We start from the raw sequence: 23,615 nt of genomic DNA on the forward strand, positions 1-23,615 counted from the left end.
GAAGCTAAAGAAGCTAAAGAAGCTAAAGAAGCTAAAGAAGCTAAAGAAGCTAAAGAAGCTAAAGAAGCTAAAGAAGCTAAAGAAGCTAAAGAAGCTAAAGCACAGTCTTTTGCTCAAAAAGTAACGCCTGAACCAGCAGCCTATCAATGTTTTGCTGAGCAATGTCCAAGGGTGGATTTAAAAGAGATTCAAATTGATCTCAACGGAAAAGTACCAAAATTTATAACCCCTGTTGCTGTCGGGGAAATTCATGCAAATCAATGGACTCGTTTAGGTACGGAGTTCAATGTAAATTGGACAGATCAGAATCAAAATAAAACTTCAGAAAAGCTGATATTAAATGTCTTGGACATGCAGCATATCACTTTAAAAGATGAGTTAGGTCGTATCAACCGCTATAAGATGGTAGAGGCGAAAAAGCCTGATACTGATAAAAATTCAGATGTATTAGAAACACAATAAAAAAGCGGCTCAGCCGCTTTTTTTAATAAATTTTTTCAAAACCTTTCGGACGTGTTTTAAATCTACGGTGGAACCACATATATTGGGTTGGTGCTAAACGAAGTTGATTTTCAATAATCAAATTTGTTCGTGTCGCGTCTGCAATTTCATCTTCACTTGGCATATTGTCTAACGCAGGTTCAATCAAAATATGATATTTCGGATTTGTAATATCACCTTTACGGTAGAAGTAAAGTGGAATCGCGGCAGCTTTGGTCATTTTTAATATACGGCGATGTGCAGTTACAGTGGCTGCGGGTACACCAAAAAAGGGTGCCATAACGCCTTGTTTAAGACCAAAATCTTGGTCGGGACTATACCAAATAGGTCGTCCTTCTTTTAAATGACGGATTAATCCACGCATATCATCATGGTCGATTTGATTGGTATAAATCGTGGCACGACAACGGTAAATCAGCATATCTAGCAATGGATTATTTTGCGGACGATACACGACATCTGGATCAAAATACTGGGCACATACATATCCACCTGCATCGAGTAGGGTAGAGTGTGTACCAAGTAGTAAAGCCCCACGCCCTTCAGCTTGCACTTGTTGAATATGTTCTAAACCTTCAATCGTTACACGATCTTTAAACCATTTGGGACAATACCAAGCATTCAGTGTTTCAAAAACACCGACCATTTGATCAATAAAGACTTGGCGAGCATTTTCATAACGGAGTTCGGGCATCCATTCAGGAAAGCAGACTTCTAAATTTCTTAAAGTTGTTTCACGACGTGAACGCAAGTATTTGAAAGCTACATTTCCCATCAGATACGCTAAACGATGCTGAATTGCCCAAGGTAATATCGCAAGGAGCATCAGAAATATAATACCAATCCAAATGCCCCAATATTTTGGCATTAAGAAAGACCACTGGAACTCTCCCGGTTGGTAGTTTTTCTGTTTACTCATATTCAAACTTGATAACAATTTAAGGTAATTCACTATATTAGCACGAACTGTTTTTTTTCGGCCAAGGCAACAATCGGATTCTTTAGAAAAACGTTCTTAGATTTTTCACATGAATTACTCATCAATATCAACATTAAGTGCCTAAAAACCTTTAACCAAAATTAGCTTGAGCAAACTTGGTGCAATTTTTGCAGAACATTTACTGAAAATGGTATGAATACGAAGATGACCGTGAATGAATCAAGTATTGTTCAATGAGCCAGTCAAAAATGCACAGTATTGGTTTGCTAAATTAGAGTTAGGTTTTACCAAAGATTCAAATCGCACAATTTTGGCGCATCGTAAGCACTTTGGACCTGTTCGCGTGCAAAAGATGCTGTGGCCTGAAAAAACAGGAGTATGTCACGCCATTATTGTTCATCCACCTGCTGGAATTGCTGGTGGAGATCATCTCACCTTTGAAATGAAAATAGATCAGGATTCGCATGCTTTGGTTACCACACCTGGCGCAGGGAAGTGGTACAAAACCAATCTTAAACAAGCATTTCAACATATTCATATTCATGTCCAAGATGAGGCGATTTTCGAATGGCTTCCTCAAGAGACGATGCTCTTTAATGGTGCGAATGCAAATTCAGAAACGATCGTACATTTGGACGCTGCTGCCAGTTTTATCGGTTGGGATATGTTGGTGATTGGACGGCAAGCACGACATGAAACCTTCTCGCAGGGTGCTTACCAAAATAAATTTCAGCTTTATCAAAATCAGAAAATATTGGTTGCAGACTGTTTAAATTTTAAAGGCAATGATCGTTGGTTAAAGTCCTGTTTAGGGATGAACGGTCATGCAGTGATGGCCAGTTTTTGGGCAGTGCCTCCAGAACAATACCGGTCAAATTTCTATCTTGATCAACATATTGATCAAATTCGTGAATTAATCATGCGTATGAATATTAACGTCACATTGACGTTACTCGATTACGTCGTAACCGCACGTTATCTCGGAGATGATGTACGTGAGTGTCATGATGCATTTGCTGCAATTCGTGCAAAGCTTCGTCGTTATTGGTTTGATCTTGATGAAGAGTTCCCACGAATTTGGCGCACATAAATTTATTCTTGTCATAGCAACATAGTTAAGTTGTTTTAACACAAACATTTGAGCACACATTTTGCATCAATATTTAAAGATAGTGAGGAAAGCATTATGGAACTAACACCTACGGAAAAAGACAAAATGCTGATTTTTACTGCGGGGCTTGTAGCGGAAAGACGCAAGGCCCGTGGTTTAAAGCTGAATTATCCAGAAGCAGTGGCTTACATTTCTGCCGCACTATTAGAAGGTGCACGTGATGGGATGAGTGTGAGTGACCTCATGCATTTTGGAACAACATTGCTAAAACGGGATGAAGTAATGGAAGGCGTAGCTGAAATGATCGCAGAGGTCCAAGTGGAAGCGACCTTTCCGGATGGTTCAAAACTGGTCACTGTACATCAACCGATTGTGTGATGTCTGAGAGGAAAAATTAAATATGATTCCAGGTGAAATCATTACGTCCGATACAGACATTGAAATGAATGTCGGACGGGCAACGCTCAAAATGACGGTAGCAAATGCAGGGGATCGCCCGATTCAGGTTGGGTCACATTATCACTTTGCTGAAGCGAATGATGCGTTGCAGTTTGATCGTGAGTTAGCACGAGGATATCGATTAAATATTGCGGCAGGTACAGCGGTGCGTTTTGAGCCAGGACAGAGTCGAGATATTGAACTTGTTGCACTCGCAGGTAAGCGTGAGGTGTATGGTTTTGCAGGTCGTGTTATGGGTAAGTTGGATTAAGGGAAAATAATAATGAAAATGTCACGCCGTGCTTATGCGGAAATGTTTGGTCCAACGGTAGGTGATCGAGTTCGTCTCGCGGATACTGAGCTGTTTATTGAAGTTGAGCAAGACCTCACTACCTATGGTGAGGAAGTGAAGTTTGGCGGTGGTAAAGTGATTCGTGATGGCATGGGACAATCACAACTGTTGGCTGAAGATGTTGCGGATACGGTCATTACCAATGCGCTGATTGTGGATTGGTGGGGTATTGTCAAAGCTGATGTCGGTTTAAAGAGCGGTCGCATTTGGAAAATTGGGAAAGCGGGAAATCCAGATATTCAGCCCGATATCACCATTCCACTTGGTGCAGCGACGGAAGTGATCGCTGGTGAAGGACAGATTCTCACCGCAGGCGGTGTCGATACGCATATTCATTGGATTTGCCCGCAGCAAGTTGAAACCGCACTGATGTCCGGTGTGACCACCATGATTGGTGGTGGTACAGGCCCTGCGGCAGGGACTTCTGCAACAACAGTGACACCGGGGCCTTGGCATATTGGGACAATGCTTCAAGCCATAGATGATTTACCGATGAATATTGGTCTACTCGGTAAGGGAAACCTAAGTCAGCCCGACCCAATTCGTGAGCAAATTCGTGCAGGGGTAGTAGGTTTAAAGCTACATGAAGATTGGGGTTCAACCCCTGCAGCGATTGATACGTGTCTGACCGTTGCCGATGAGTTTGATGTCCAAGTGGCGATTCATACCGATACCTTAAATGAAAGTGGTTTCTTGGAAGAAACCCTCGCTGCATTTAAAAATCGTACCATTCACACCTACCATACCGAAGGAGCAGGCGGTGGACATGCCCCTGATATTTTAAAAGCCATTGGTCAGCCGAATGTGTTGCCATCTTCCACCAATCCAACTCGTCCTTATACCATCAATACCATTGATGAGCATTTGGATATGCTGATGGTTTGTCACCATTTAGACCCTGCGATTTCTGAAGATGTGGCTTTTGCGGAAAGTCGTATTCGCCGTGAAACCATTGCTGCAGAAGATATTTTGCAGGACTTAGGTGCCATTGCCATGATGTCATCAGACTCGCAAGCGATGGGGCGTGTCGGTGAAGTGGTGATTCGTACGTGGCAAACCGCGCATAAAATGAAAGTGCAGCGTGGACCTTTAGAGGGTGACAATGCGACACATGATAATAATCGTGTAAAACGTTATATCGCTAAATATACAATTAACCCTGCAATTACGCATGGTTTAAGCCATGAAATTGGTTCGGTGGAAGTAGGTAAACTTGCTGACTTGGTACTGTGGAAGCCTGCATTTTTTGGGGTAAAACCGTCGATGATTATTAAAGGCGGGATGATTGCGGCTGCGCCGATGGGAGACATTAATGCGTCTATTCCAACGCCACAGCCAGTGCATTATCGTCCGATGTTTGGTGCTAATGCGCGCGGTGTGCATAACACCTGTATCACCTTTTTATCCCAAGTCGCGATAGAGGCAGGCGTGCATGAAAAGCTCGGGCTGAAAAAGTTGATCAGTCCATGTAAAGGCACACATGATATTCAGAAGAAAGATATGAAACTGAATAACTACTGTCCTGTGATGGAGGTTGATCCTGAAATTTATGAAGTGCGAGCAGATGGGAAGTTGCTGATTTGTGAGCCTGCGGAAGTATTGCCGATGGCGCAAAGGTATTTCTTGTTTTGAATAACAAAGCTCCATTTTTGGAGCTTTTTATTTATAATAAAATTATATGCTTAAATAAAAATATAAGAGGATAGTATGGGCTTTTCTTTTGTTTCATCAGATTTTCGGAATGCTCTAGATCGTTTATTTGAGACAGCACAAAATAATCTAGATTCAAATGATGATGAGCTTAAAAAATGGTCTCATATAATTAGATCATTAAAAGGCTTCTATAACGAGGAAAATCTCAGATACCTAGATGAAAATCTTAAGCAAACAAAAAAATGGAATCTATTTGATTTAAATCAGCTTGCTAAAATTATATTGGATGATGATCTAGAACACTTAAAATATGGTGCTCTGAGTTTTTATATTTATCTAAAAGAATGGGAATTTAGACGTGGAATTAAAGAAAATGAACAACAAAGTCCTATTGTAAGAAGTTTCTATGACTTCATTTATACTGAAAAAAATCAAAGATATTTAGAGTTTAAAACGCATTATGATTTCGTAGATGAATTACCTTTCGTTATATGTGGCGAAATTTATAGTAACTCTAAATTGAATGAAATTAGAAAATTTTTAGAAGAAAAAGATTTTAGTGACTATAAGGCTTTGATTAAAGAATCAGAGAAGGCATCTGATTTGATCAGCGGTTGGAATTCAACATTTGATGTGAAAATTTATGAAGTCAAAGAATTAGAAAAAAAGTTAGAAAGTTATAAAACAACTTATGATTTTGTTCTTTTGAATAAAGGTTTCCAACAATTATATGATCAAAAGAAAGTTGAGTTAAAGAGAACGAAAGACATGTACGGTTTTGTGTCAACAGTTATGTTCATGGTTCCTTTCTTTGAACTTATAATTTTAATTGGAGCACTTATATATTTTCAAGGTAATTTACCTTCAAGTATGTGGCTAATTTCAATTCCTTTTATAACCTTAATTCTAATAACCTTATATTTAGTCAAAATTTCATTGCAAGATAAGCGTTCAGTTCAATCCCAAATGATGCAACTTGAACTTCGTATGGCACTTTGTCAATTTATTCATAATTATGCGGAAGATTCAGAAAAGCTACATGCAAAAAATAAAGCTGGATTTGAAAAATTCGAAAATATTATCTTCTCACCGCTCGTTTCTTCAGATGAAAAGATTCCAACCACTTTTGATGGTATGGAGCAATTAGCGAAATTAGTAAGTGAATTTAGGAAGTCTTAGCGTTGGATTGGTTTGAGTAAACAGCCCATCTTTTTTCCTGAGGCTGATTTAAAAAATATTTAATTATCACTTCAGTTTCAGGAAAAAGTAGTTGTGGAAGCTCATCAATGCTAAACCATTCCCAACGCTCAAAAATCTCAGGTTCTGTCACGCAAATTTGAGTTTTTAAACGTTCATCTAAAAGTTGATAAATCGTTCCGAACGTAACTTTTACTGCCTCAGAATCTTGATCAATGATCGTATTTAAGGGTTGAATAGACTCAATATATTGACTCAGATCTAAAGCAGTTTCCTCTAACAATTCGCGTACTGCAGCATCTTCAACTGATTCATGCGCATCCATTTTTCCACCCGGAAAACACCATGAGGCAGGTTCATCAATTTTGTTTCTATAACCCAATAGAACTTTTTGACGTTGATCAATCAACATGATGCCCACGCCGATGATGGAGTTGCTTTTAATATTCATGATTGTGCACATCTAGCTGCTTTGTGTTCTACAAAGTACAACAGCGATATGACAACGCTAACTTTCAAATGTTTCAAAACATGTAATTTAAATAAAAAATCATTCACATTTATAGGGGATTTTACCTATCACTATAGTGAAGAAAACCTATTTTATTTCTCTAAAACCTCTATACCAGTGAGAAAAAGTCAATATTTCTACAAGATAATCCCTTAATTCAACATAGATTCATCCTTATATTTCCCTGCCTCCTTTCAAGACTAGATTAAGACATGCGCTAGACGATTTAGAACATCGCCAGCAAGGAATTTAGCAACGAGGGGGATGCGGTAAATGGTAAGGAAATATCTAACTTCTGTGGCATTGACCACATGTCTTTTCAGTAGCGCAAGTTTAGCGCTTGCCGCTGAAAATGGCGGAAGTGCTTATCCAGATGGGACAGAGAGTTTTTTTGGTGGCGCAATGCCGCCACCTGGGATGTATCTCGTCAGTTATAACCAATACTACAACGCAGATAAATTTAAAAATGATCATCCAGTATTTGATGATTTTAAAATTGATACTTTTGCCACAGTTGCTCGTGGTGTCTATGTCAGTGACAAAACATTTTTAGGCGCGACATGGGGCATGCATGCATTCCTTGTATATGCCCATGCAGATCTTACATTAGGTGGTCGTCAAGATGATCACATGTCAATGGGTGATCTCATTATCGATCCATTCTTATTGGGTTGGCATAAAGGGGATTGGCATGTGGCTACAGGTATCGACTTTTATATTCCAGTTGGCTCTTACAAAAAAAATAGACTCGCGAATATTGGACGTAACTATTACACCATTCAACCAATTATCTCGACCACATACTTAAATAAACAAGGTATCGAAGTCAGTACAAAGTGGATGTACGACATCAATTTCGAGAATAAGGATACCAAATATGAATCGGGCAACGCTTTGCATGTCGATTACTTAGTTGCGAAACACATGGGACCTTTGGCGGTTGGTGTTGGTGGTTACCTACATCGTCAGCTTGAAGGTGACTCAGGTGAAGGTGCTGTTTTAGGTGATTTTAAAGCTAAAGCAGCCAGCATAGGTCCGCAAGTTCGCTATCAATTCCCTAAAGGGTATGCAATCGCAGCGAAATATCAAAAAGAATTTGATGTTGAAAACCGACCAGAAGGTCAGAAGTTCGCAATTGATATCACCATTCCATTTTAAAACATTGTTACCCAAACATTAGAGCAAGCATATAGAGGTAAGGCCATGAAAATTGAGAATCAAGAATATGCAGCAGGCAGTGCTGGAGCTGTCGATTATTTAGTGGTGAATGAGTTTTCAGGCGGTATCGTCGGACCGAGCCAACGTATGCTTGGCCCTTTAAAAAATGGTGGGACACTTAAAACTGGTACACCTCCAGGATGCTGGGGTCCCATGATTACACCTGCATTCCAAGGTGGGCATGAAGTAACACTGCCTGTCTTTATTGAAGGTGCAGAGGTGGGCGATGCTGTCGCTTTAAAGATAAAACACATGCATGTGACCTCTACGGCGACCTCATCTGGTGTGATGCAATTTGTTGAGGGGCGTTATAAAGGCGATCCGTTTGTTGCGAAATATTGTGAGGCATGTGGTACTGAACAGCCTGCAAGTTATGTAGAAGGGATTGGCGACGACGCGATTCACTGTAAAAACTGTGGTGCAGAAGTCAGTGCTTTTCGCTTTTCACATGGTTATGTGATCGTGTTGGACGAAGAAAATAAAGTGAGTTTGACGGTCAATCAAGAGATTGCCAACAAGTTAGCTGGTAATGCCAATGAGCTTTCTGCATTACCTGAACATGCTGCACAGCATTCTATTCTATCACTAGCGCGTGCCGACATGCCGGGTGTTGCTGCACACATGCGTCCATTCCTCGGCAATATTGGTACAACACCAGCACGTGATTTACCAGACTCTCATAACTGTCACGACTTCGGTCAGTACTTGATTAATGCACCGCATAAATTCGGGATGACTGAAGAAGAACTTATCGCAGCCAAAACTGACGGTCACATGGATACCAATTCGATTCGTCCAGGCTGTATTTTGATTTGCCCTGTGAAAGTACCAGGTGCAGGTGTCTACATGGGAGATATGCATGCGCAACAAGGCAATGGTGAAATTGCAGGGCATGCCACGGACGTTTCAGGCGAAACAGAATTACAAGTGGAAGTGATTAAAGGTTTAACAATTGACGGCCCAATTTTACTTCAAGCACCAGATGACTTACCACCAATGGCACGTCCATTTACCAAGGAAGAGCGTGAAAAAGTGAAAGCTTTAGGTGCGCGTTGGGGACAAACTGAAATTGAGGAAAGTGGTCCAATCACATTTATGGGAACAGGTAAGAACCTCAATGATGCAACGGACAATGCTTTAAATCGAGCGGCAAAAGTCACAGGTTTAAGTGTGGATGAGGTTATGAACCGTTGCACAATTACAGGCTCTATCGAAATCAGCCGTTTACCAGGAATGGTACGTGCAACCTTCTTATGCCCAATGCCAATTTTAGAAAAATTGGGGATCGCAAACTTAGTTCGCGAACATTACCAACTTTAATTCATCACGTGAACGGCGGTTGATTCGGGTGATTCAAACGCTGTTCGCAAATAAGCATGAAATTTACTGAACTTAAAACTTAGAAACGAGAACTTGAACAGGAATGTCATATGAACAGTAATGCAAAACTCCGTTGGGGCGATTTATATCCAGAACTTGGTATTGAGCCTATTCCAACTGAACCATGTATTTCGCCAGAGATCTATCAAGAGGAAATTGAAAAAGTTTTCTCAAAAGTTTGGTTGAAAGTGGGGCGTGTAGAAGAAATACCAAAGAAAGGCGACTATAAAGTTAAACGCTTAGATTTTGCTAAAACCTCAGTCATTTTAATGCATGGTAAAGATGGTGAAATCCGTGGATTCCACAATATTTGTTCACACCGTGGTAACAAAGTTGTGGTGGAAACCGGCAATGAAACCTTTGGTTCAAACAAAGCCGCAGTCGTGACGTGTCGTTTCCACGGTTGGGTTTACGATGCTAAAGGTGATTTGGTCAGCGTACCTGAAGAAGAAAAATTCACATCTTGCTTTGACAAAGGTCATAACGGTTTAGCACCAATACGCACCGAAGTGTGGGAAGGTTTTATCTTCATCAATTTGGATAATGACGGCACTCAATCGGTAGAAGAATTCTTAGGCGGTATGGGACAGCATTTAGGCGGTTATCCATTCCATGAAATGGAAGAATGCTTTGCCTATAACACAGTTCTGAACTGTAACTGGAAAGTCGCTCATGACGCATTTGCTGAAGCGTATCACGTGGCGACCATTCATGCAGGCTCTTTCCCGAATGTATTCGCATCAGGTTTACAAGAAGTGCAATTGTTTGGTGATCATCGTACTTGTGCTGTGTGCTTAACCAAAAACGCCAATCCAAAACCAGCGGCTGCATTGTCAGGTGAGATCACTGGCGCATCATTGGTGAATCACTATGAACGTGTTCAGCTACCTAAATCAGTCAATCCAAATGATCGTGATGACTTCTCGTTTGAATTATCTGTCATTTTCCCGAATATCTTGGTGCATGTGACTGAAGGAGTATGGTTCACCCATCAGTTCTGGCCGGTCGGCCATAACCAAACCCGTTGGGAGGGTCGCTATTACCTGCCTAAAGCGAAAACCTATTCAGAGCGTTGGGCGCAAGAGTTTGCACAAGTATTACAACGTAATGCGTGGTTAGAAGATACTGCCACCATGGAAGATACCCAAGAAGCACTTGAGTCTCGAGCGAAAAAAGTGATGCATCTACAAGACGAAGAAATCCTGATTCGTCACGGTTACCACGTTCTTGAACAATACCTGAATCGCGCATAAGGAGAATGCACATGTCAAACATCATTTCACAATTGCCAGCTGACTTTGCAAGCTTAGAACCTTTTGTTGCGAAATGGGCTTTAGGAACGGGTAAGCAACGCCATGAAGCGCGTTTGAACTCAACCAAAGAAGAATTGCAAGCATTTTACGATGCTATTTTGCCCGAAATGCGCAAGCTACTTGCCGCACTCGATCAATATGTCCTAGGGACCTTACCTGAAGAGCTTCATAAGTTGTATTGGTTAAGTCTCAGCTTTGCTGAAGTTGCACCACACATCGAGCTTTATAAGGGTTCAGTTGGCGTACCGTATGCATTTGCGGAGAACCGTTTCATTTATGAAACTGGTGACATGGTCAACGTTTAAGAGGAATACAGGATGAGCCAGCACAATCTAGAACAGCGTTTGCATTATCTGGAGGCCTGCGAGGCGATTCGTGGCCTGATCGGTCGCTATGCAACAGCGGCTGATCAGCGCAACAATCCAGCCATTTTACAGCATGTATTTCACCAAAATGCCGTTTGGTGTGCTAAGGGTTTTGGGGAGTATCAAGGACGTCAAAATATTTTAGAGGCATTGTCCAATATTGCAGAGGCTCAAGTGTTATGGAGCTTACATATTATGGCCATGCCCGATATACAGCTCCTAGATCAAGACCATGCAAAGGCAACTTGGATGTTATGGGAAGTCTGTAATTTAGCCGAGGAATCAACAACAGCCGCAACAGATCAAGTTAAACCTGCAACGACCTGTTGCTTAGGTGGATTTTATAAAACAGAAGTAAGTCGGAATGAGCAGGGTGAATGGAAATTTGAACGCGTCGAATTGAATTTGACCTTCAATCAACCCTATCCGAACACAGTTAAATAGGCACTGAATCAATACGGCCTAAGGGGAATTTAAGATGAGAAAAATTGCAATTATCGGTGGTGGACAAGCAGGCTTATTACTCGCGTTCTCGCTACTCGAAAATAAATATGATGTCACTTTATATGTAGATCGCCCTGCGGATGAATTGTTACACGGTCGTATGGTCAGTACCACGATGTTCTTCGCCAATACATTAGAGTTTGAACGCAAACTTGGTTTGAATTTCTGGGATGGGAAAGCGCATCGTGGTCAAGCATTGCATGTCGATTTTCGTGCACCAAACGGCGATATCATGTTACCTGTGACTGGTTTTTTACATGATAATGACGGTATTGCCATGGACCAACGAACCAAATATCACCGTTGGTTAGAGGAATATCCGCGCCGTGGTGGCAAGCTCATCATTCAAAATGTCAGTCCAGAAGATTTGGAAGTAATCACTGCTGAAAATGATTTGACGATTTTGGCGGCAGGTAAGGGCAATATCACGAGTTTATTCAAACGCAATGAAACACGTTCAGTGCATCAAACGCCGCCACGTAAATTGGCTGCTGCACTCGTCGTAGGTGATGATTTGTGTGGTCCAAATAGTTGGCAAGGTCAACCATCTCAGACTTTGCATTTTAATTTTGTTGCAGGTGCAGGTGAATACTTCAGTATGCCGTTCTATAGTCACACGCATGGTCCATGTCGTAGTTTCTTATTTGAATGTGTACCGAATGGTCCAATGGATATCTTCGATGATGTGACATCTGGCGAAGAAATGGTCCAACGCATGAAAGAAGCGGTTGCCAAAGTAACACCAGATCAAAGCTTCCGTATGGTCGATAATATGGAATTAAGTGATCCAAATGCATGGCTCAAAGGTGCATTCCGCCCTGAAGTTCGAGATCCTGTTGCAACCTTAGATAACGGTGCAAAAATTTGGGGGATTGGAGACACTGTCATTGTAAATGATCCAATCGCAGGACAAGGCGCAAACAATGCAACTCGTATGGTGGAGCATTATTTAGCTGCGATTTTAGCACGAGGTGATGAAGACTTTAGTGCAGATTGGATGACAGAAGTCTTTGAGCAATTCTGGGAAAAGTCAGGTCGATATACTACAGAATTCACTAACTTGCTATTAAATCCACCAAGCGAGAGCTTATTCCAAGTGTTAGGTGCAGCATCACAAAACCAAGCGATTGCGGATGACTTTATGGGGCATTTCAACAATCCATGTGGTTTCTGGCCAGCGGTAGATGGTGAAGCTGGGGCAAAAGAATACTTGTCACGAAAGGAGTTTCAACATGCAGCTGCCTGAATTACTTTGGCAGGATGTTGATCTAGCGGAAGCGAAATCGCTCCGTCAGGCTTTTGGCGGCTTTGCCACTGGCGTCGCAATCGTCACTTGCCTAGATCAAGATCAACAACCTGTAGGGTTGACGATTAATTCCTTTAGTTCAGTGTCTTTAGATCCTGCATTGGTGTTATGGAGCTTAGTCAATCACTCTCCGAGTCGATCTATTTTTGAAAGTGCTGAATACTTCGCCATTAATATTTTAGGTGCACATCAGCAGGAAGTAGGTTTGAACTTTGCTAAGCCGATTGCGGATAAGTTCCAACATGGCACGTGGACTATTCAAGATTGCAAAGCACCTATTTTAGAAGGTTGTGTGGTGCAGTTTGTTTGCAAACGTGAACAACAAATTGAAGCAGGCGATCATCAAATTTTCTTAGGAAAAATTGAGCAATGTCGTCACAGTAACCAACGTCCACTGTTGTTCTGCAAAGGTCAATTTAATGAATGGCCTGAGTACAAGGAGGTTTCATGACAGACTTAAATGACAAAGTGGTCCTGGTGACAGGTGGTGCAACGCACATTGGTCAAGCCGTGGTGCAAGAATTAAAAAGCTTAGGTGCACAAGTCATTGTTGCCGACATTAATCAAACGCAAGGTCAGCAAGTGGCAGACGCAACCCAAGCGCAATATGAATTTTTAGATCTCGCTAATGATGACAGTATTCGCACATTAAGTGCCAAATTAACACAGTTAGATATTTTGGTGAATTTGGCGTGTTTGTATGAAGATCATGGATCTGCCTCAACACGTCAAGATTGGCAAAATACTTTTAATGTGACCGTGTTTGGTCATGCAGCACTGGTCCAGGCATGTCGACCTTTGCTGCAGGCCAGCGTTGATGGTGCAGTGATCAATATTAGCAGTGTCAGTGCACGCATTGCACAAAAAGAACGCTGGGTCTATCCAGCGTCTAAAGCAACTTTAGAGCAACTCACACAAAGCATGGCACTGGATCTAGCGCAAGATGGTATTCGTGTACATGCACTCTCATTAAGTTGGACTTGGTCAGTACCAATGCAAATGATCTCTGGCGGAGACCGTACCAAGACGGACCGCGTGGCAGGACGTTTCCATGTGTTAGGGCGTATTGCGGATGCAGAGGAAGTCGCACAAGCATTAAGTTTGTTGTGTAGCCCGAAAGCAAAATTACTGACAGGCAGTGTGATTCATGCCGATGGTGGTTATCACATTCTAGGTCCTGAAGCCACAGATTCACCCATAGAGGAGTTAAGCCAATGAACATTAAAATGACCAATGTTGCTGAGAAATTTTTGTGTTCAACCTCTGATGTGGAACAGGGTGAGGGACTACAAGTCACCATTGACGGATATCCGCCATTGGCAGTATTTCACTTAGAAGATGGCGAGTTCTATGTCACCGATGATACCTGTACACATGGTGATGCATCATTGGCAGATGGTGAAATTGATGGCTGTGAAGTGGAGTGCCCATTTCATGCAGGTGCATTCGATATCAAAACAGGTGAACCTTGTGGGGCGCCATGTACGATTCCACTGAAAACCTATCAATCCATCGTGCGTGAAGATAAAGTCTATTTGGTGGAGTGATGCCGATGTATAAAATTCAAATTGAAGGTCAAGGCACATTCAACTGCGCAGCCGATGATGTATTGCTCCGCGGTGGCTTACGTGAAGGGTTAGGCATTCCTTACGAATGTAATGCGGGTGGTTGCGGGACGTGTAAAATCGAAGTCCTGTCAGGTGAAGTGGAAAATTTATGGGCAGATGCACCTGGATTAAGCGATCGTGATAAACGTAAAGGTCGGTTACTGGCGTGTCAATGTCGTCCTAAATCGGATTGCGTGATTAAGCTTCGTTTAGATGAAAAATGCGTACCCAAAGTGATTCCAAAAGTACAAAAAGTGAAGCTTAAACATGTGCAATTGGTGACTCATGATATTTTGGAAGTGCATTTGCAATCCGATGAACCTGCACAATTTATCCCAGGACAATATGCCTTAGTTTGGGTGAATCAAGAGTTACTTCGTGCCTATTCGATGTCCAATCTGCCGAATGACGACGGTTTATGGGTCTTCCAAATCCGCCGTGTTCCTGATGGTAAGATGACCAATGTACTGTTTAATGAACAGTTGCGTGAACAAGCAGAAATACAAATTGATGGTCCATACGGTTTAGCACATTTACAAGAACAACCTCGTCCGATTGTCTGTGTGGCAGGCGGTTCAGGTCTTGCCCCCATGTTAGCGATTGCACGTGGTGTTGCAGTCAATCCACATTTGAAAAATCACAAAGTCTGGTTTTTCCATGGTGGACGTGAACAGCGTGATTTGTTCACTGAAAATCAATTACGTGACTGGACAGAATTAGGGGAACGCCTCAATTATGTACCTGCAACCTCCTCTGAATTCATTGAAGGTATCCGTTCAGGCTTTATTCATGATGTCATTCAAGATGTATTAGGTGAACAATTGATTGAGCATGAAATCTATTGTGCAGGTCCACCACCGATGGTGAAATCAATTGAACAAATGGCTCACCAAGCTGGTATTCCACAACAACAAATTCATTTTGATCGTTTTTTTTAATCTAACATATCATCTTTCTCCCGCTCAGGCGATGGTTAACCCATCGCCGGTACTGAGCGATCACGACACATCAAGACCATATTGACGATCTGTGCGATAGATTCAGTTCCTAACTTCTGACGAATATGAGTGCGGTGAATTTCTACTGTTTTATGGCTGATATTCAACATTTGTGCAATATGTTTACTCGAAAGTCCATCGACCAATAAATTGATAATCTCACTTTCTCTTGGTGATAAAGATTTCAATTTAATCATCTGTTCTTGACGTTTTTCTTCTTCGATAAAATCTTGTTCAGCAAGTTGTAGACAGGCTTGGATTTGATTAAGCATATGTTGTGGATTAAAAGGTTTTTCTAAAAAATCAAATGCTCCAGCTTTCATCGCGTTGACCGACATTGGAATGTCGCCGTGGCCAGTCATGAAAATGATCGGCATACGGGTTTTTTGTTGGTTCAATTGTTGTTGTAATTGCAAGCCACTCATTCCTCGCATACGAATGTCAAGAATCAAACATGCAGGCGTTTGCGGGCGCTGATAATTCAGGAATTCAGTAGCACTATTGAATGTTTTGGTTTCGAGTTGCACGGAATCGAGCAACCATGTGAGTGAATTACAAATGTCTTGATCATCATCTATCACATACACAATGGGCTCGGGAACATGAGAATTGGTTAAATACATTTTGTACGCTCCTGTGCTGCCAGAGAGATATTAAAAATAGCGCCGGACTCACCTTCACAGACCCATAAATAACCATGATGGTTTTCAATGATGCTTCGAGACAGAGTTAAGCCAATACCCATGCTGTTGTTTTTACTTGAATAGAAAGATTCAAAAATTTGTTCTGGATTTTGCCCTTCGAGTCCAGGCCCATTATCTGCAATTGCAATTCGAGCATGTTGGTTATGTTGCCAAGTGCGGATATAAATGTCCCTTTCACCCTCAGGGTTAGTTTGTAGAGCATCGACCGCATTGAAGACGAGATTGATAATGACTTGGCTAAAGAGCGTTTCATCTGCTGATATAAAAATAGGCGAAACACTTAATTCATAATGGATGGTACATCCACCTTGATCTGCTTTAAGCTTAATCAAAGGATGTAACTCTTGAATAAGATGACTCACAGAATGAATCTGGAAATTCGCTTCGCCTTTACGTAAAAAGCTTCTCATGCTGTGAATAATGCCATTGACGCGATGTGTTTGATTTAAAGCAGCATTGAGGGCATCAAGAGTCTCTTGTGTGTTGGCTAAACCGTTTTGAATGCGAATAATACTACCTCCAACGTAATTGTTGAGTGCAGCCAGTGGTTGATTTAATTCGTGGGCGAGCGCTGTAGCCAGTTCGCCCATCGTTTTGCAACGTGACATATGACCAAGTTGCTTTTCACGAGCACGTGCTTTTTCTTCAGCCTCAATACGCTCAGTGATATCACGATAATTCACCAATACTCCCTGAATATCAGGGTGATCTAATAAGTTACGATAGGTTGCCTCGTGGTGTCGCCATTTTCCATTGTGGTGCAAGATTTTGTAATGAATCACACCAACTGCACGTTGTTCTGTTTTCTTAAATAGAAGCTGTCTGACTTTAATACGATCATCAGGATGAATTGCAGTTAACACATTCTTATTGAGTACAAAGCGATCCCGATAACCAAGAATACCTTGTAATGATGGGCTGGCATAAAGTAGTTTGCCTTGTAAGTCGAGAATAGCAATTCCATCTCCAGAATGCTCAAGCAGCATTTTGAAATATTGATCTTTAGACTGTAGAGCATATTGATACTTTTTGATTTCGCTGATGTTACGTACTAGAGCGAGAAGCTTTGGTTTATTTTCAATCTCAACTTTTTTAAGACATACTTCAACTGGGATATGACGTTGGTCTTGAGACTCTATTAACCATTCAAATGTGATTGCTTCGTCTTTTGTAGTGGCGGCCTGTTGAACTTTTCGGAGTGCATGATGCAAATCAAAACCATGTTGAAAAGCACTGATCTTTTCAACGTTCATTTGTGTCAATTCAGATTTACTATATCCAGTAAGTTCTACAGCGGCTTCATTGGCATCCATAAATTGGACACTGCCAATATCATGTACAAAAATTGCATCGCCCGCTTTATCAAAAATAGTTTGATAATATTGTAAGCTGGTCATTGTAGGTCCTTACCTGAGATGGCTTCCGGCTATCGGGTATAGGGTGAAATATCGTCACTGATAAATCATTTTTTTTATAAGTAAATACTGCATTAAGGGGCAGCATCTTGCAATTAGACTTAGGGTCTAATTACATACTTTTAACATATAAAAATATTCATGTGAAAAATTTATCAGTGATCTCAATGTTATGCAATTTAGATACCATGTTACTTCAACTGATTTAGGTGACAGTTACACGAGGAATGTTAGCTCAAAAAATATCATCTTTTTATCTAACGAATAAAATCAAACTTTATGCTATCTACATACAATCCTTTTTTGATTAGTCATTACACTGGATGAGGCATAGAATAAAACCCGTCAGTCCTACTCATTAAAGTGATATTTTTATGGCGTTCAGTTGGATTCTCTTTACCCTCATGGCTGCTTTTATGCAGGCTTGGCGCAATGCCTTTCAAAAACAATTGAGTACCACTGTCGATGTATGGGGCGTCACCCTTGCACGCTTTATCTTCGCCTTGCCTTTTGCATTGATTTATTTGAGTAGCCTTTATCACTTCTCACCTGTAACAGCGACTGTTCAATTTACGACAAAATATTGGGTTTATATTTTTATCGCAGGCATTAGCCAAATTTTAGCGACTGCGTTAATGGTGCAGTTGTTTAAGCAAAAAAACTATGCCATTGGCGTGGGACTGGCTAAAAGTGAAGCGATCTTAGCTGCAATCATTGGCGTTGCTTTTCTCTCTGATCATTTGTCATGGTTGGCATGGTTTGGGGTGTTACTGGGTGGTTTTGCTGTGTTTCTGTTGAGTCGGGGACATGGTTTTACTGGATTTTCACCCAAAACACTGATGATTGGCATCGGAAGTGGTTTGTGTTTTGCTATCACTTCACTATTGGTCAGAGAGGCCAGTCTTGAACTAACAATGTTGCCAACAATTCATCGCGCTGCATGGGTATTACTGTCGGTGATTGGCTTTCAATGTTTGAGTATGCTTTTGTATCTCAGTTTATTCAGTCGTCAAACGTTGCTGGCGATGTGGCAACGTCTAGGACTGACCTTTAAAGTCAGTGTATGTAGTTTTATGGCATCACTTGGATGGTTCACCGCCATGAGCATGATGAGTGTACCAGTGGTGAAAACACTCGGTCAGATTGAGATTTTGTTTAGTTTGTTGATCTCCGCTTACTTCTTTAAAGAAAAGTTAGCGAAAGCCGAACATTGGGGATTAGCCTTAGTTGTAATTGCAGCAATCTTGGTGATCTGGGCTTAAATATTTTTAGAGATCATCAAATATTATTTAATAAGAAAGAAGGGGATGCACCAATAGATTTCATGTTGGCATGAATAATGCTTAATTTTGATGCGTAAATGGATTGATGTTGACAAGACATTTCGCGAGTTGAAATTAAAGCAAAGTATTCAAGCGACAATAGGAAAGGCATGAAAATCTATACTCAAAGAATAGAAGCAGTGACAGAAGATCAAGCTTTCGAAACTGTGCAACTCAACTTTGATACACGACAAAAGAGCCGTTTTCGTGCAACTTTAGTTTCAGGGTGCGATATTGGTGCAGATTTACCGCGCACAGGCATTCTTCGCGGAGGATCATTTATTGCAACTGAAACAGGTGACTTACTGCGGGTGGATGCATTGCCTGAACGCCTGATGTGTGTCCAAGCTTCATCTGAATTTGAGCTTTTGAAAGCAGCCTATCATTTAGGTAATCGTCATGTCCCTCTTATGCTCACGCCTAGTGCACTATATTTTGAACCTGATCATGTCTTAGCCGAAATGGTCGAAGGATTGGGTTTACTGGTCACGGAAGTGGATCATCCATTTGAGCCAGAAAGTGGTGCTTATGCTCAGCATGGACATGATCATCGTCTCAGCCCAATCAAAGCGATTCATGCTCATGCGCATCACTAATGCAGCTCACTTACTCAAACTGTTAACTTTGTCCTCTACAGCTTTGCCTGTAGGCGCTTATTGCTATTCGCAAGGTGTTGAAAGTGCGATCGATCAAGGTTTGATCCATGACGAGCAATCCAGTATTGCGTACTTCGAAGAAGTTCTGGAAATGCTTTTGGTTCGTTTTGAGCTACCTGTATTGAAGCGTTTGATGCAGGCCCATGATGATGAACAGCAGTTTAATCATTGGGCGCAGTTGTATCGTGCCAGTCGTGAAAGTCGTGAGTTATTAGCTGAATCGCAGCAGTTGGCATTTTCCTTGAACGCATGGATTAAAGATGTGTTGAAAATGCCCGTTACGGTCAAAAAACAACTTGGATTTGTACCCGTATATGCTCAGTTATGTGGGCGATTAGATCTGAATATCGAAGATGTTTTAACGGCGTATACGTTTACTGTTTTAGAAAACCAAGTACTTGGCGCAGTCAAAACTGTGCCACTCGGTCAGATGAGTGGTCAACGAATTTTGTGGCATTTACTTGGTTTAGTCCCAGATGCCATAACGCATGCAATGTGTATAGAAGATCATCAACTCAGCAGTGCCTTACCTCAATATGCCATGCTCAGCATGTCCCATGAAACACAATATTCGCGTTTATTTAGATCTTAAAAATTATCATAAGGAATCAATCATGTCAGAACGTTCTCCTTTACGTGTCGGAATTGGTGGACCAGTCGGATCTGGTAAAACAGCACTGACTTTAAATTTATGCCGTGCATTGCGTAATAAATACAATATGGCGGTGGTGACCAATGATATTTATACCAAAGAAGATTCCAACTTCTTAACTCGTCATGAAGCCATGTCACCCGATCGTATTGTGGGGGTGGAAACTGGCGGTTGCCCTCATACGGCTATTCGTGAAGATGCCTCAATCAATTTGGCAGCGATTGATGACTTATGTGAAAAGTTTGATGGTCTAGAGTTAATTATCATTGAAAGTGGTGGTGATAATTTGGCAGCAACCTTTAGCCCTGAACTGTCTGATCTGACGCTATATGTGATTGATGTTGCTGGTGGTGAAAAAATTCCACGTAAAGGCGGTCCAGGCATTACCAAGTCTGACTTACTGATTATCAATAAAACAGATCTGGCGCCAATGGTTGAAGCGAATTTGCAGGTGATGGATCAAGATGCCAAGCGTATGCGAGGAGATAAACCGTTCTTGTTTTCAAACATGAAAACTGAAGATGGTTTAAACGAGATTATCAGTTTTATTGAAAAACAAGGTTTATTCAAAGCTTAAACAAGAGGGCTTAAAGGATGAAACAATGCAATAAATTCGGTCTATTCATTCTGGCAGGTGTTCCGAGCCTTGTAATGGCACATCCAGGCCATCATCACCATGACGCTAATTTTTGGACAGGTTTCATTCATCCGTTTACAGGATTGGATCATTTGATGATGGCACTCAGTTTCGGCGTTTTGATGTGGAGTATGTCTAAAATTTGGAAGATGATTGGGACATGGGGCTTGCTTACAGCGCTCGTTGCTGGATTCAGTTTAGGTGCGCATGGAATTATTCCGAATGGCGTTGCAGAAATTGGAATTGTAAGTTCATTGTTCATCTTAGCTGTAAGTTTATGGACCAAATCGAACAGAATTTTTCCAGTTGCAGCAGTGTTTCTATCAGTTTTTCATGGTTCAGCACACGGAGCTGAATTAGCGATGAATGGAAATGTTGGCGTTCAGATTTTAGGTATGATTACTGCCATGGCAATGATTTATGCTCTTGGGCTGGGTTTAGGGGCATTGATGGTGAAATTTGTTCCACAAGGTAAAAAGATTGTAGGTGTGCTAGCAGCATTGGTTGCAGTAATTGGTTTAGCGTGATCAAACTTGGCAAAATAAAAAAACTCCGCTAGCGCGGAGTTTTTTATTTACTAGGGTAATCAACTACCATTCGCAAGACTTTCAAGCGCTTCCCAGCGCTCTAATTTTTCTAAAAGTAACTCATCAATTTCAGTAAGGCGAATTGAAAGTTGAGTTGCTTTGTCACTATCTGTCACAAATAAAGATCCATCTGCTAAAAGCGCATTAATCTCAGCTTGTTCCTTTTCCAAAGCTTCCATTTCAGCAGGAAGTTGTTCTAAAGCACGTTGATCTTTATAGCTTAGTTTTACTTTTTTAACCGCTGGTGCAGGGGTTGCTGCCGCTTCAGCTTTTGCAGCCGCTTTCTTCACCGCAGATTTCTGATCGACAACAGTTTGATCAGGACGTTGCATGAGGTAGTCTTGATAACCACCCACATATTCATCGATATTGCCTTTGCCATCAAATACCCAAGTTGAAGTCACAACATTGTCCATGAAGGCACGGTCATGCGAAATAAGAAGCAATGTTCCTTTGTAGTCGCTGAGCATCTCCTCAAGTAGTTCAAGCGTGACCATATCCAAGTCATTGGTTGGCTCATCCATCACGATGAGGTTCGATGGTTTAAGTAGTAATTTCGCCAATAAAATACGGTTACGTTCACCACCAGAAAGGGCTTTTACAGGCGTACGAGAACGCTCAGGTGAGAACAAGAAATCTTGTAAATAGCTATAGATATGTCGACGCCCGCCATTGATATCGACAAAGTCTGACCCTTCAGCCACATTATCTTTTACTGATTTTTCAAGATCGAGTACATTACGGAGCTGGTCGAAATAAGCCACTTCGAGTTGAGTACCTGTTTTGACCGTGCCCGTATGTTCTTGTTGACCTAAAATTGCTTTGATCAGCGTGGTTTTACCGACCCCGTTGTCACCAACTAGACCAATACGATCTCCACGGAGAACCAGTGCATTGAAATCTTTGATAATTGGAGCATTGTCGCCAAATTGCACACTGAGATTTTCAATCTCGAAGACCACTTTGCCTGAACGTTGAGCATCTTGGGTGGCCATGCTCACTTTGCCTTGCTGTGAACGGCGGGCTTTAGATTCTTCACGTAATGCTTTTAGGGCACGAACACGACCTTCGTTACGGGTACGACGTGCTTTAATGCCTTGACGAATCCAAACTTCTTCTTCTGCAAGTTTTTTATCGAACAGGGCATTTTGCTTTTCTTCAGCTTCCATTTGCGCAGCTTTGAGTTCGAGGTAACGTGAATAGTTCCCTTCATAACTGCGTAAGATGCCACGATCCAGTTCCACAATACGTGTAGCAATACTGTCTACAAATGAACGGTCATGCGAAATGAAGAGTAATGTTAGATTATTTTGATCGAGTAAGAATTTTTCTAACCACTCGATACTTTCAACATCTAAATGGTTCGTTGGTTCGTCGAGTAACAGAACATCAGGTTGGGTGAGTAATGCGCGTGCAAGAAGCACGCGACGTTTACGACCACCTGAAAGATCAGCTAAATCAGCATCAGGATCAAGTCCCATTTTACTGAGGATTGAATTCACTTTAGTTTCAAGTGCCCAACCATCTAATTGGTCCATTTTATGTTGCAAGTTACCCATGCGATCGCAAGCTTCCATATCGCCGAGTACACAAGCTTCGCTTGCTTCGTGATAAGCTCTAAGAACAGAAGCTGCTTCACCTGCGCCATCTGCCACAATATCTGCAACACGTCCCGAGTCCATTGGCACGTCTTGAGCCAGCATAGAAATGGTGATGCCATTTTGCAGGGAAACTTCACCAGCATCAGGCAATAAACTTCCATCAATGAGTTTAAGTAAAGTAGACTTACCCTCACCATTACGGCCAATCAAACACACTCGTTCGCCGCGCTCTAAACTAAAATTCGCGCCGTCGAGTAAGTACGGTCCACCAAATGCGAGTTGGACGTCCCTTAAGGTAATATAGGCCATAATGTTTCCTGAAATCCCCTGATGAGGACTTATAATGTCGAATCAAAAAAATCTAAATGAGCAGGCGTCATTTTCCGCACCCATAGAAGATTTGCAAGTCCGAATTGCATTTTTAGATGAATTAGTTGATCAGTTAAATATTCAAATTGCATTACAAAGCCGTGAAATCAGCGATTTAAAGAAACAAATGCAAATTTTGTATCAACGTGTTGAAGCTACTCATGCTGACGATGGTGTTGCTCCATTTGATCCAATTTTGGATAAACCACCACATTATTAAGACGTGACATAAATACTGATTATTTATTAAGAAGTATGCGTAAATAGTTTGACCTTTG

The 23,615-nt window shown here is 41.4% G+C and carries 27 protein-coding genes; 22 read left to right on the top strand and 5 right to left on the bottom strand.

All coding sequences use genetic code 11. The features are described 5' to 3' along the window. A partial coding sequence (locus tag AC1M87_RS06575; protein WP_481593272.1) for a hypothetical protein occupies nt 1-462 on the top strand: 462 nt, incomplete at its 5' end. A gap of 22 nt (nt 463-484) precedes the next feature. Here AC1M87_RS06575 and AC1M87_RS06580 read toward each other — a convergent pair. Beyond that, nucleotides 485-1,420, bottom strand: a complete 936-nt coding sequence (locus AC1M87_RS06580; RefSeq protein ID WP_481593273.1) for an LpxL/LpxP family acyltransferase — start codon at nt 1,418-1,420, stop codon at nt 485-487. A 235-nt stretch (nt 1,421-1,655) separates the two neighbouring features. Between AC1M87_RS06580 and AC1M87_RS06585 the strand changes: the two genes are divergently transcribed. From AC1M87_RS06585 to AC1M87_RS06605, 5 genes are all read left to right on the top strand, one after another. Further along, nucleotides 1,656-2,531, top strand: coding sequence for an urease accessory protein UreD (locus AC1M87_RS06585; protein ID WP_481593274.1), 876 nt, complete (start codon nt 1,656-1,658; stop codon nt 2,529-2,531). A 96-nt stretch (nt 2,532-2,627) separates the two neighbouring features. Next, the gene (ureA, locus tag AC1M87_RS06590; protein WP_035270654.1) at nt 2,628-2,930 is read left to right on the top strand and encodes an urease subunit gamma; all 303 of its coding nucleotides are present in this window, start codon (nt 2,628-2,630) and stop codon (nt 2,928-2,930) included. Between the two features lie 22 nt (nt 2,931-2,952). Further along, the gene (locus AC1M87_RS06595) at nt 2,953-3,261 is read left to right on the top strand and encodes an urease subunit beta (RefSeq protein ID WP_035270651.1); all 309 of its coding nucleotides are present in this window, start codon (nt 2,953-2,955) and stop codon (nt 3,259-3,261) included. A gap of 12 nt (nt 3,262-3,273) precedes the next feature. Further along, nucleotides 3,274-4,974: an urease subunit alpha gene (ureC, locus tag AC1M87_RS06600; protein ID WP_481593275.1), complete on the top strand. Its 1,701-nt coding sequence runs from the start codon at nt 3,274-3,276 to the stop codon at nt 4,972-4,974. Between the two features lie 75 nt (nt 4,975-5,049). Continuing rightward, on the top strand, nt 5,050-6,174 hold the full coding sequence (locus AC1M87_RS06605; protein ID WP_481593276.1) for a hypothetical protein: 1,125 nt from the start codon (nt 5,050-5,052) through the stop codon (nt 6,172-6,174). Here AC1M87_RS06605 and AC1M87_RS06610 read toward each other — a convergent pair. Next, nucleotides 6,161-6,643, bottom strand: coding sequence for a nucleotide triphosphate diphosphatase NUDT15 (locus tag AC1M87_RS06610; RefSeq protein ID WP_481590394.1), 483 nt, complete (start codon nt 6,641-6,643; stop codon nt 6,161-6,163). The genes AC1M87_RS06605 and AC1M87_RS06610 overlap by 14 nt on opposite strands. A gap of 333 nt (nt 6,644-6,976) precedes the next feature. On the opposite strand from AC1M87_RS06610, the gene AC1M87_RS06615 reads away from it, so the two are divergent. From AC1M87_RS06615 to AC1M87_RS06660, 10 genes are all read left to right on the top strand, one after another. After that, entirely contained in the window at nt 6,977-7,861 is an 885-nt protein-coding gene (locus AC1M87_RS06615; RefSeq protein WP_481593277.1) for a SphA family protein, read from the top strand. A 45-nt stretch (nt 7,862-7,906) separates the two neighbouring features. Beyond that, nucleotides 7,907-9,241 carry an acetamidase/formamidase family protein gene (locus AC1M87_RS06620; protein ID WP_481593278.1) on the top strand — a complete coding sequence of 445 codons (1,335 nt, stop codon included), beginning with the start codon at nt 7,907-7,909 and terminating at the stop codon, nt 9,239-9,241. Between the two features lie 110 nt (nt 9,242-9,351). Then, nucleotides 9,352-10,554, top strand: coding sequence for an aromatic ring-hydroxylating oxygenase subunit alpha (locus tag AC1M87_RS06625; RefSeq protein WP_180028360.1), 1,203 nt, complete (start codon nt 9,352-9,354; stop codon nt 10,552-10,554). 11 nt (nt 10,555-10,565) lie between these two features. After that, nucleotides 10,566-10,919, top strand: a complete 354-nt coding sequence (locus AC1M87_RS06630; protein ID WP_092766725.1) for a hypothetical protein — start codon at nt 10,566-10,568, stop codon at nt 10,917-10,919. A gap of 12 nt (nt 10,920-10,931) precedes the next feature. After that, nucleotides 10,932-11,423: a nuclear transport factor 2 family protein gene (locus AC1M87_RS06635; protein ID WP_092766726.1), complete on the top strand. Its 492-nt coding sequence runs from the start codon at nt 10,932-10,934 to the stop codon at nt 11,421-11,423. 34 nt (nt 11,424-11,457) lie between these two features. Beyond that, entirely contained in the window at nt 11,458-12,729 is a 1,272-nt protein-coding gene (locus AC1M87_RS06640; protein WP_481593279.1) for a styrene monooxygenase/indole monooxygenase family protein, read from the top strand. Next, nucleotides 12,716-13,240, top strand: coding sequence for a flavin reductase family protein (locus AC1M87_RS06645; protein WP_481593280.1), 525 nt, complete (start codon nt 12,716-12,718; stop codon nt 13,238-13,240). Before AC1M87_RS06640 ends, AC1M87_RS06645 begins: the two co-directional genes overlap by 14 nt. Further along, nucleotides 13,237-14,007, top strand: coding sequence for an SDR family oxidoreductase (locus AC1M87_RS06650; protein WP_481593281.1), 771 nt, complete (start codon nt 13,237-13,239; stop codon nt 14,005-14,007). Before AC1M87_RS06645 ends, AC1M87_RS06650 begins: the two co-directional genes overlap by 4 nt. Continuing rightward, nucleotides 14,004-14,336: a non-heme iron oxygenase ferredoxin subunit gene (locus tag AC1M87_RS06655; RefSeq protein WP_481593282.1), complete on the top strand. Its 333-nt coding sequence runs from the start codon at nt 14,004-14,006 to the stop codon at nt 14,334-14,336. The genes AC1M87_RS06650 and AC1M87_RS06655 overlap by 4 nt, the downstream gene beginning before the upstream one ends. Before the next feature lie 5 nt (nt 14,337-14,341). Then, nucleotides 14,342-15,334, top strand: a complete 993-nt coding sequence (locus AC1M87_RS06660; RefSeq protein WP_481593283.1) for a 2Fe-2S iron-sulfur cluster-binding protein — start codon at nt 14,342-14,344, stop codon at nt 15,332-15,334. A gap of 35 nt (nt 15,335-15,369) precedes the next feature. Here AC1M87_RS06660 and AC1M87_RS06665 read toward each other — a convergent pair whose 3' ends face one another. Together AC1M87_RS06665 and AC1M87_RS06670 are read right to left on the bottom strand one after the other, a co-directional pair. Further along, a complete protein-coding gene (locus AC1M87_RS06665) occupies nt 15,370-16,017 on the bottom strand; it encodes a response regulator transcription factor (RefSeq protein WP_481587611.1) in 648 nt (215 codons plus the stop codon). Beyond that, entirely contained in the window at nt 16,008-17,495 is a 1,488-nt protein-coding gene (locus tag AC1M87_RS06670) for a PAS domain S-box protein (RefSeq protein WP_481593284.1), read from the bottom strand. The genes AC1M87_RS06665 and AC1M87_RS06670 overlap by 10 nt, the downstream gene beginning before the upstream one ends. Before the next feature lie 392 nt (nt 17,496-17,887). Between AC1M87_RS06670 and AC1M87_RS06675 the strand changes: the two genes are divergently transcribed. The 5 genes from AC1M87_RS06675 (at nt 17,888) to AC1M87_RS06695 (ending at nt 21,307) form a co-directional block, all read left to right on the top strand. Beyond that, nucleotides 17,888-18,775 (top strand): DMT family transporter, encoded by an 888-nt coding sequence (locus tag AC1M87_RS06675; protein ID WP_481593285.1) that lies wholly within the window; start codon nt 17,888-17,890, stop codon nt 18,773-18,775. A 170-nt stretch (nt 18,776-18,945) separates the two neighbouring features. Continuing rightward, nucleotides 18,946-19,431 (top strand): urease accessory protein UreE, encoded by a 486-nt coding sequence (gene ureE, locus AC1M87_RS06680; protein WP_481593286.1) that lies wholly within the window; start codon nt 18,946-18,948, stop codon nt 19,429-19,431. Next, a complete protein-coding gene (locus tag AC1M87_RS06685) occupies nt 19,418-20,083 on the top strand; it encodes an urease accessory protein UreF (RefSeq protein ID WP_481593287.1) in 666 nt (221 codons plus the stop codon). The genes ureE and AC1M87_RS06685 overlap by 14 nt, the downstream gene beginning before the upstream one ends. A gap of 22 nt (nt 20,084-20,105) precedes the next feature. After that, nucleotides 20,106-20,720, top strand: a complete 615-nt coding sequence (gene ureG, locus AC1M87_RS06690) for an urease accessory protein UreG (RefSeq protein WP_481593288.1) — start codon at nt 20,106-20,108, stop codon at nt 20,718-20,720. A 17-nt stretch (nt 20,721-20,737) separates the two neighbouring features. Further along, the gene (locus AC1M87_RS06695) at nt 20,738-21,307 is read left to right on the top strand and encodes a HupE/UreJ family protein (RefSeq protein WP_481593289.1); all 570 of its coding nucleotides are present in this window, start codon (nt 20,738-20,740) and stop codon (nt 21,305-21,307) included. A 59-nt stretch (nt 21,308-21,366) separates the two neighbouring features. Here the strand turns inward: AC1M87_RS06695 and AC1M87_RS06700 are convergent, their stop codons facing one another. Further along, a complete protein-coding gene (locus AC1M87_RS06700; RefSeq protein ID WP_481593290.1) occupies nt 21,367-23,277 on the bottom strand; it encodes an ATP-binding cassette domain-containing protein in 1,911 nt (636 codons plus the stop codon). 34 nt (nt 23,278-23,311) lie between these two features. On the opposite strand from AC1M87_RS06700, the gene AC1M87_RS06705 reads away from it, so the two are divergent. Continuing rightward, complete coding sequence (locus tag AC1M87_RS06705; RefSeq protein ID WP_035266784.1) at nt 23,312-23,557, top strand: SlyX family protein; 246 nt, start codon at nt 23,312-23,314, stop codon at nt 23,555-23,557. Nucleotides 23,558-23,615: the final 58 nt, after the last annotated feature.

This window comes from Acinetobacter sp. 24-47-62 (assembly GCF_056779765.1).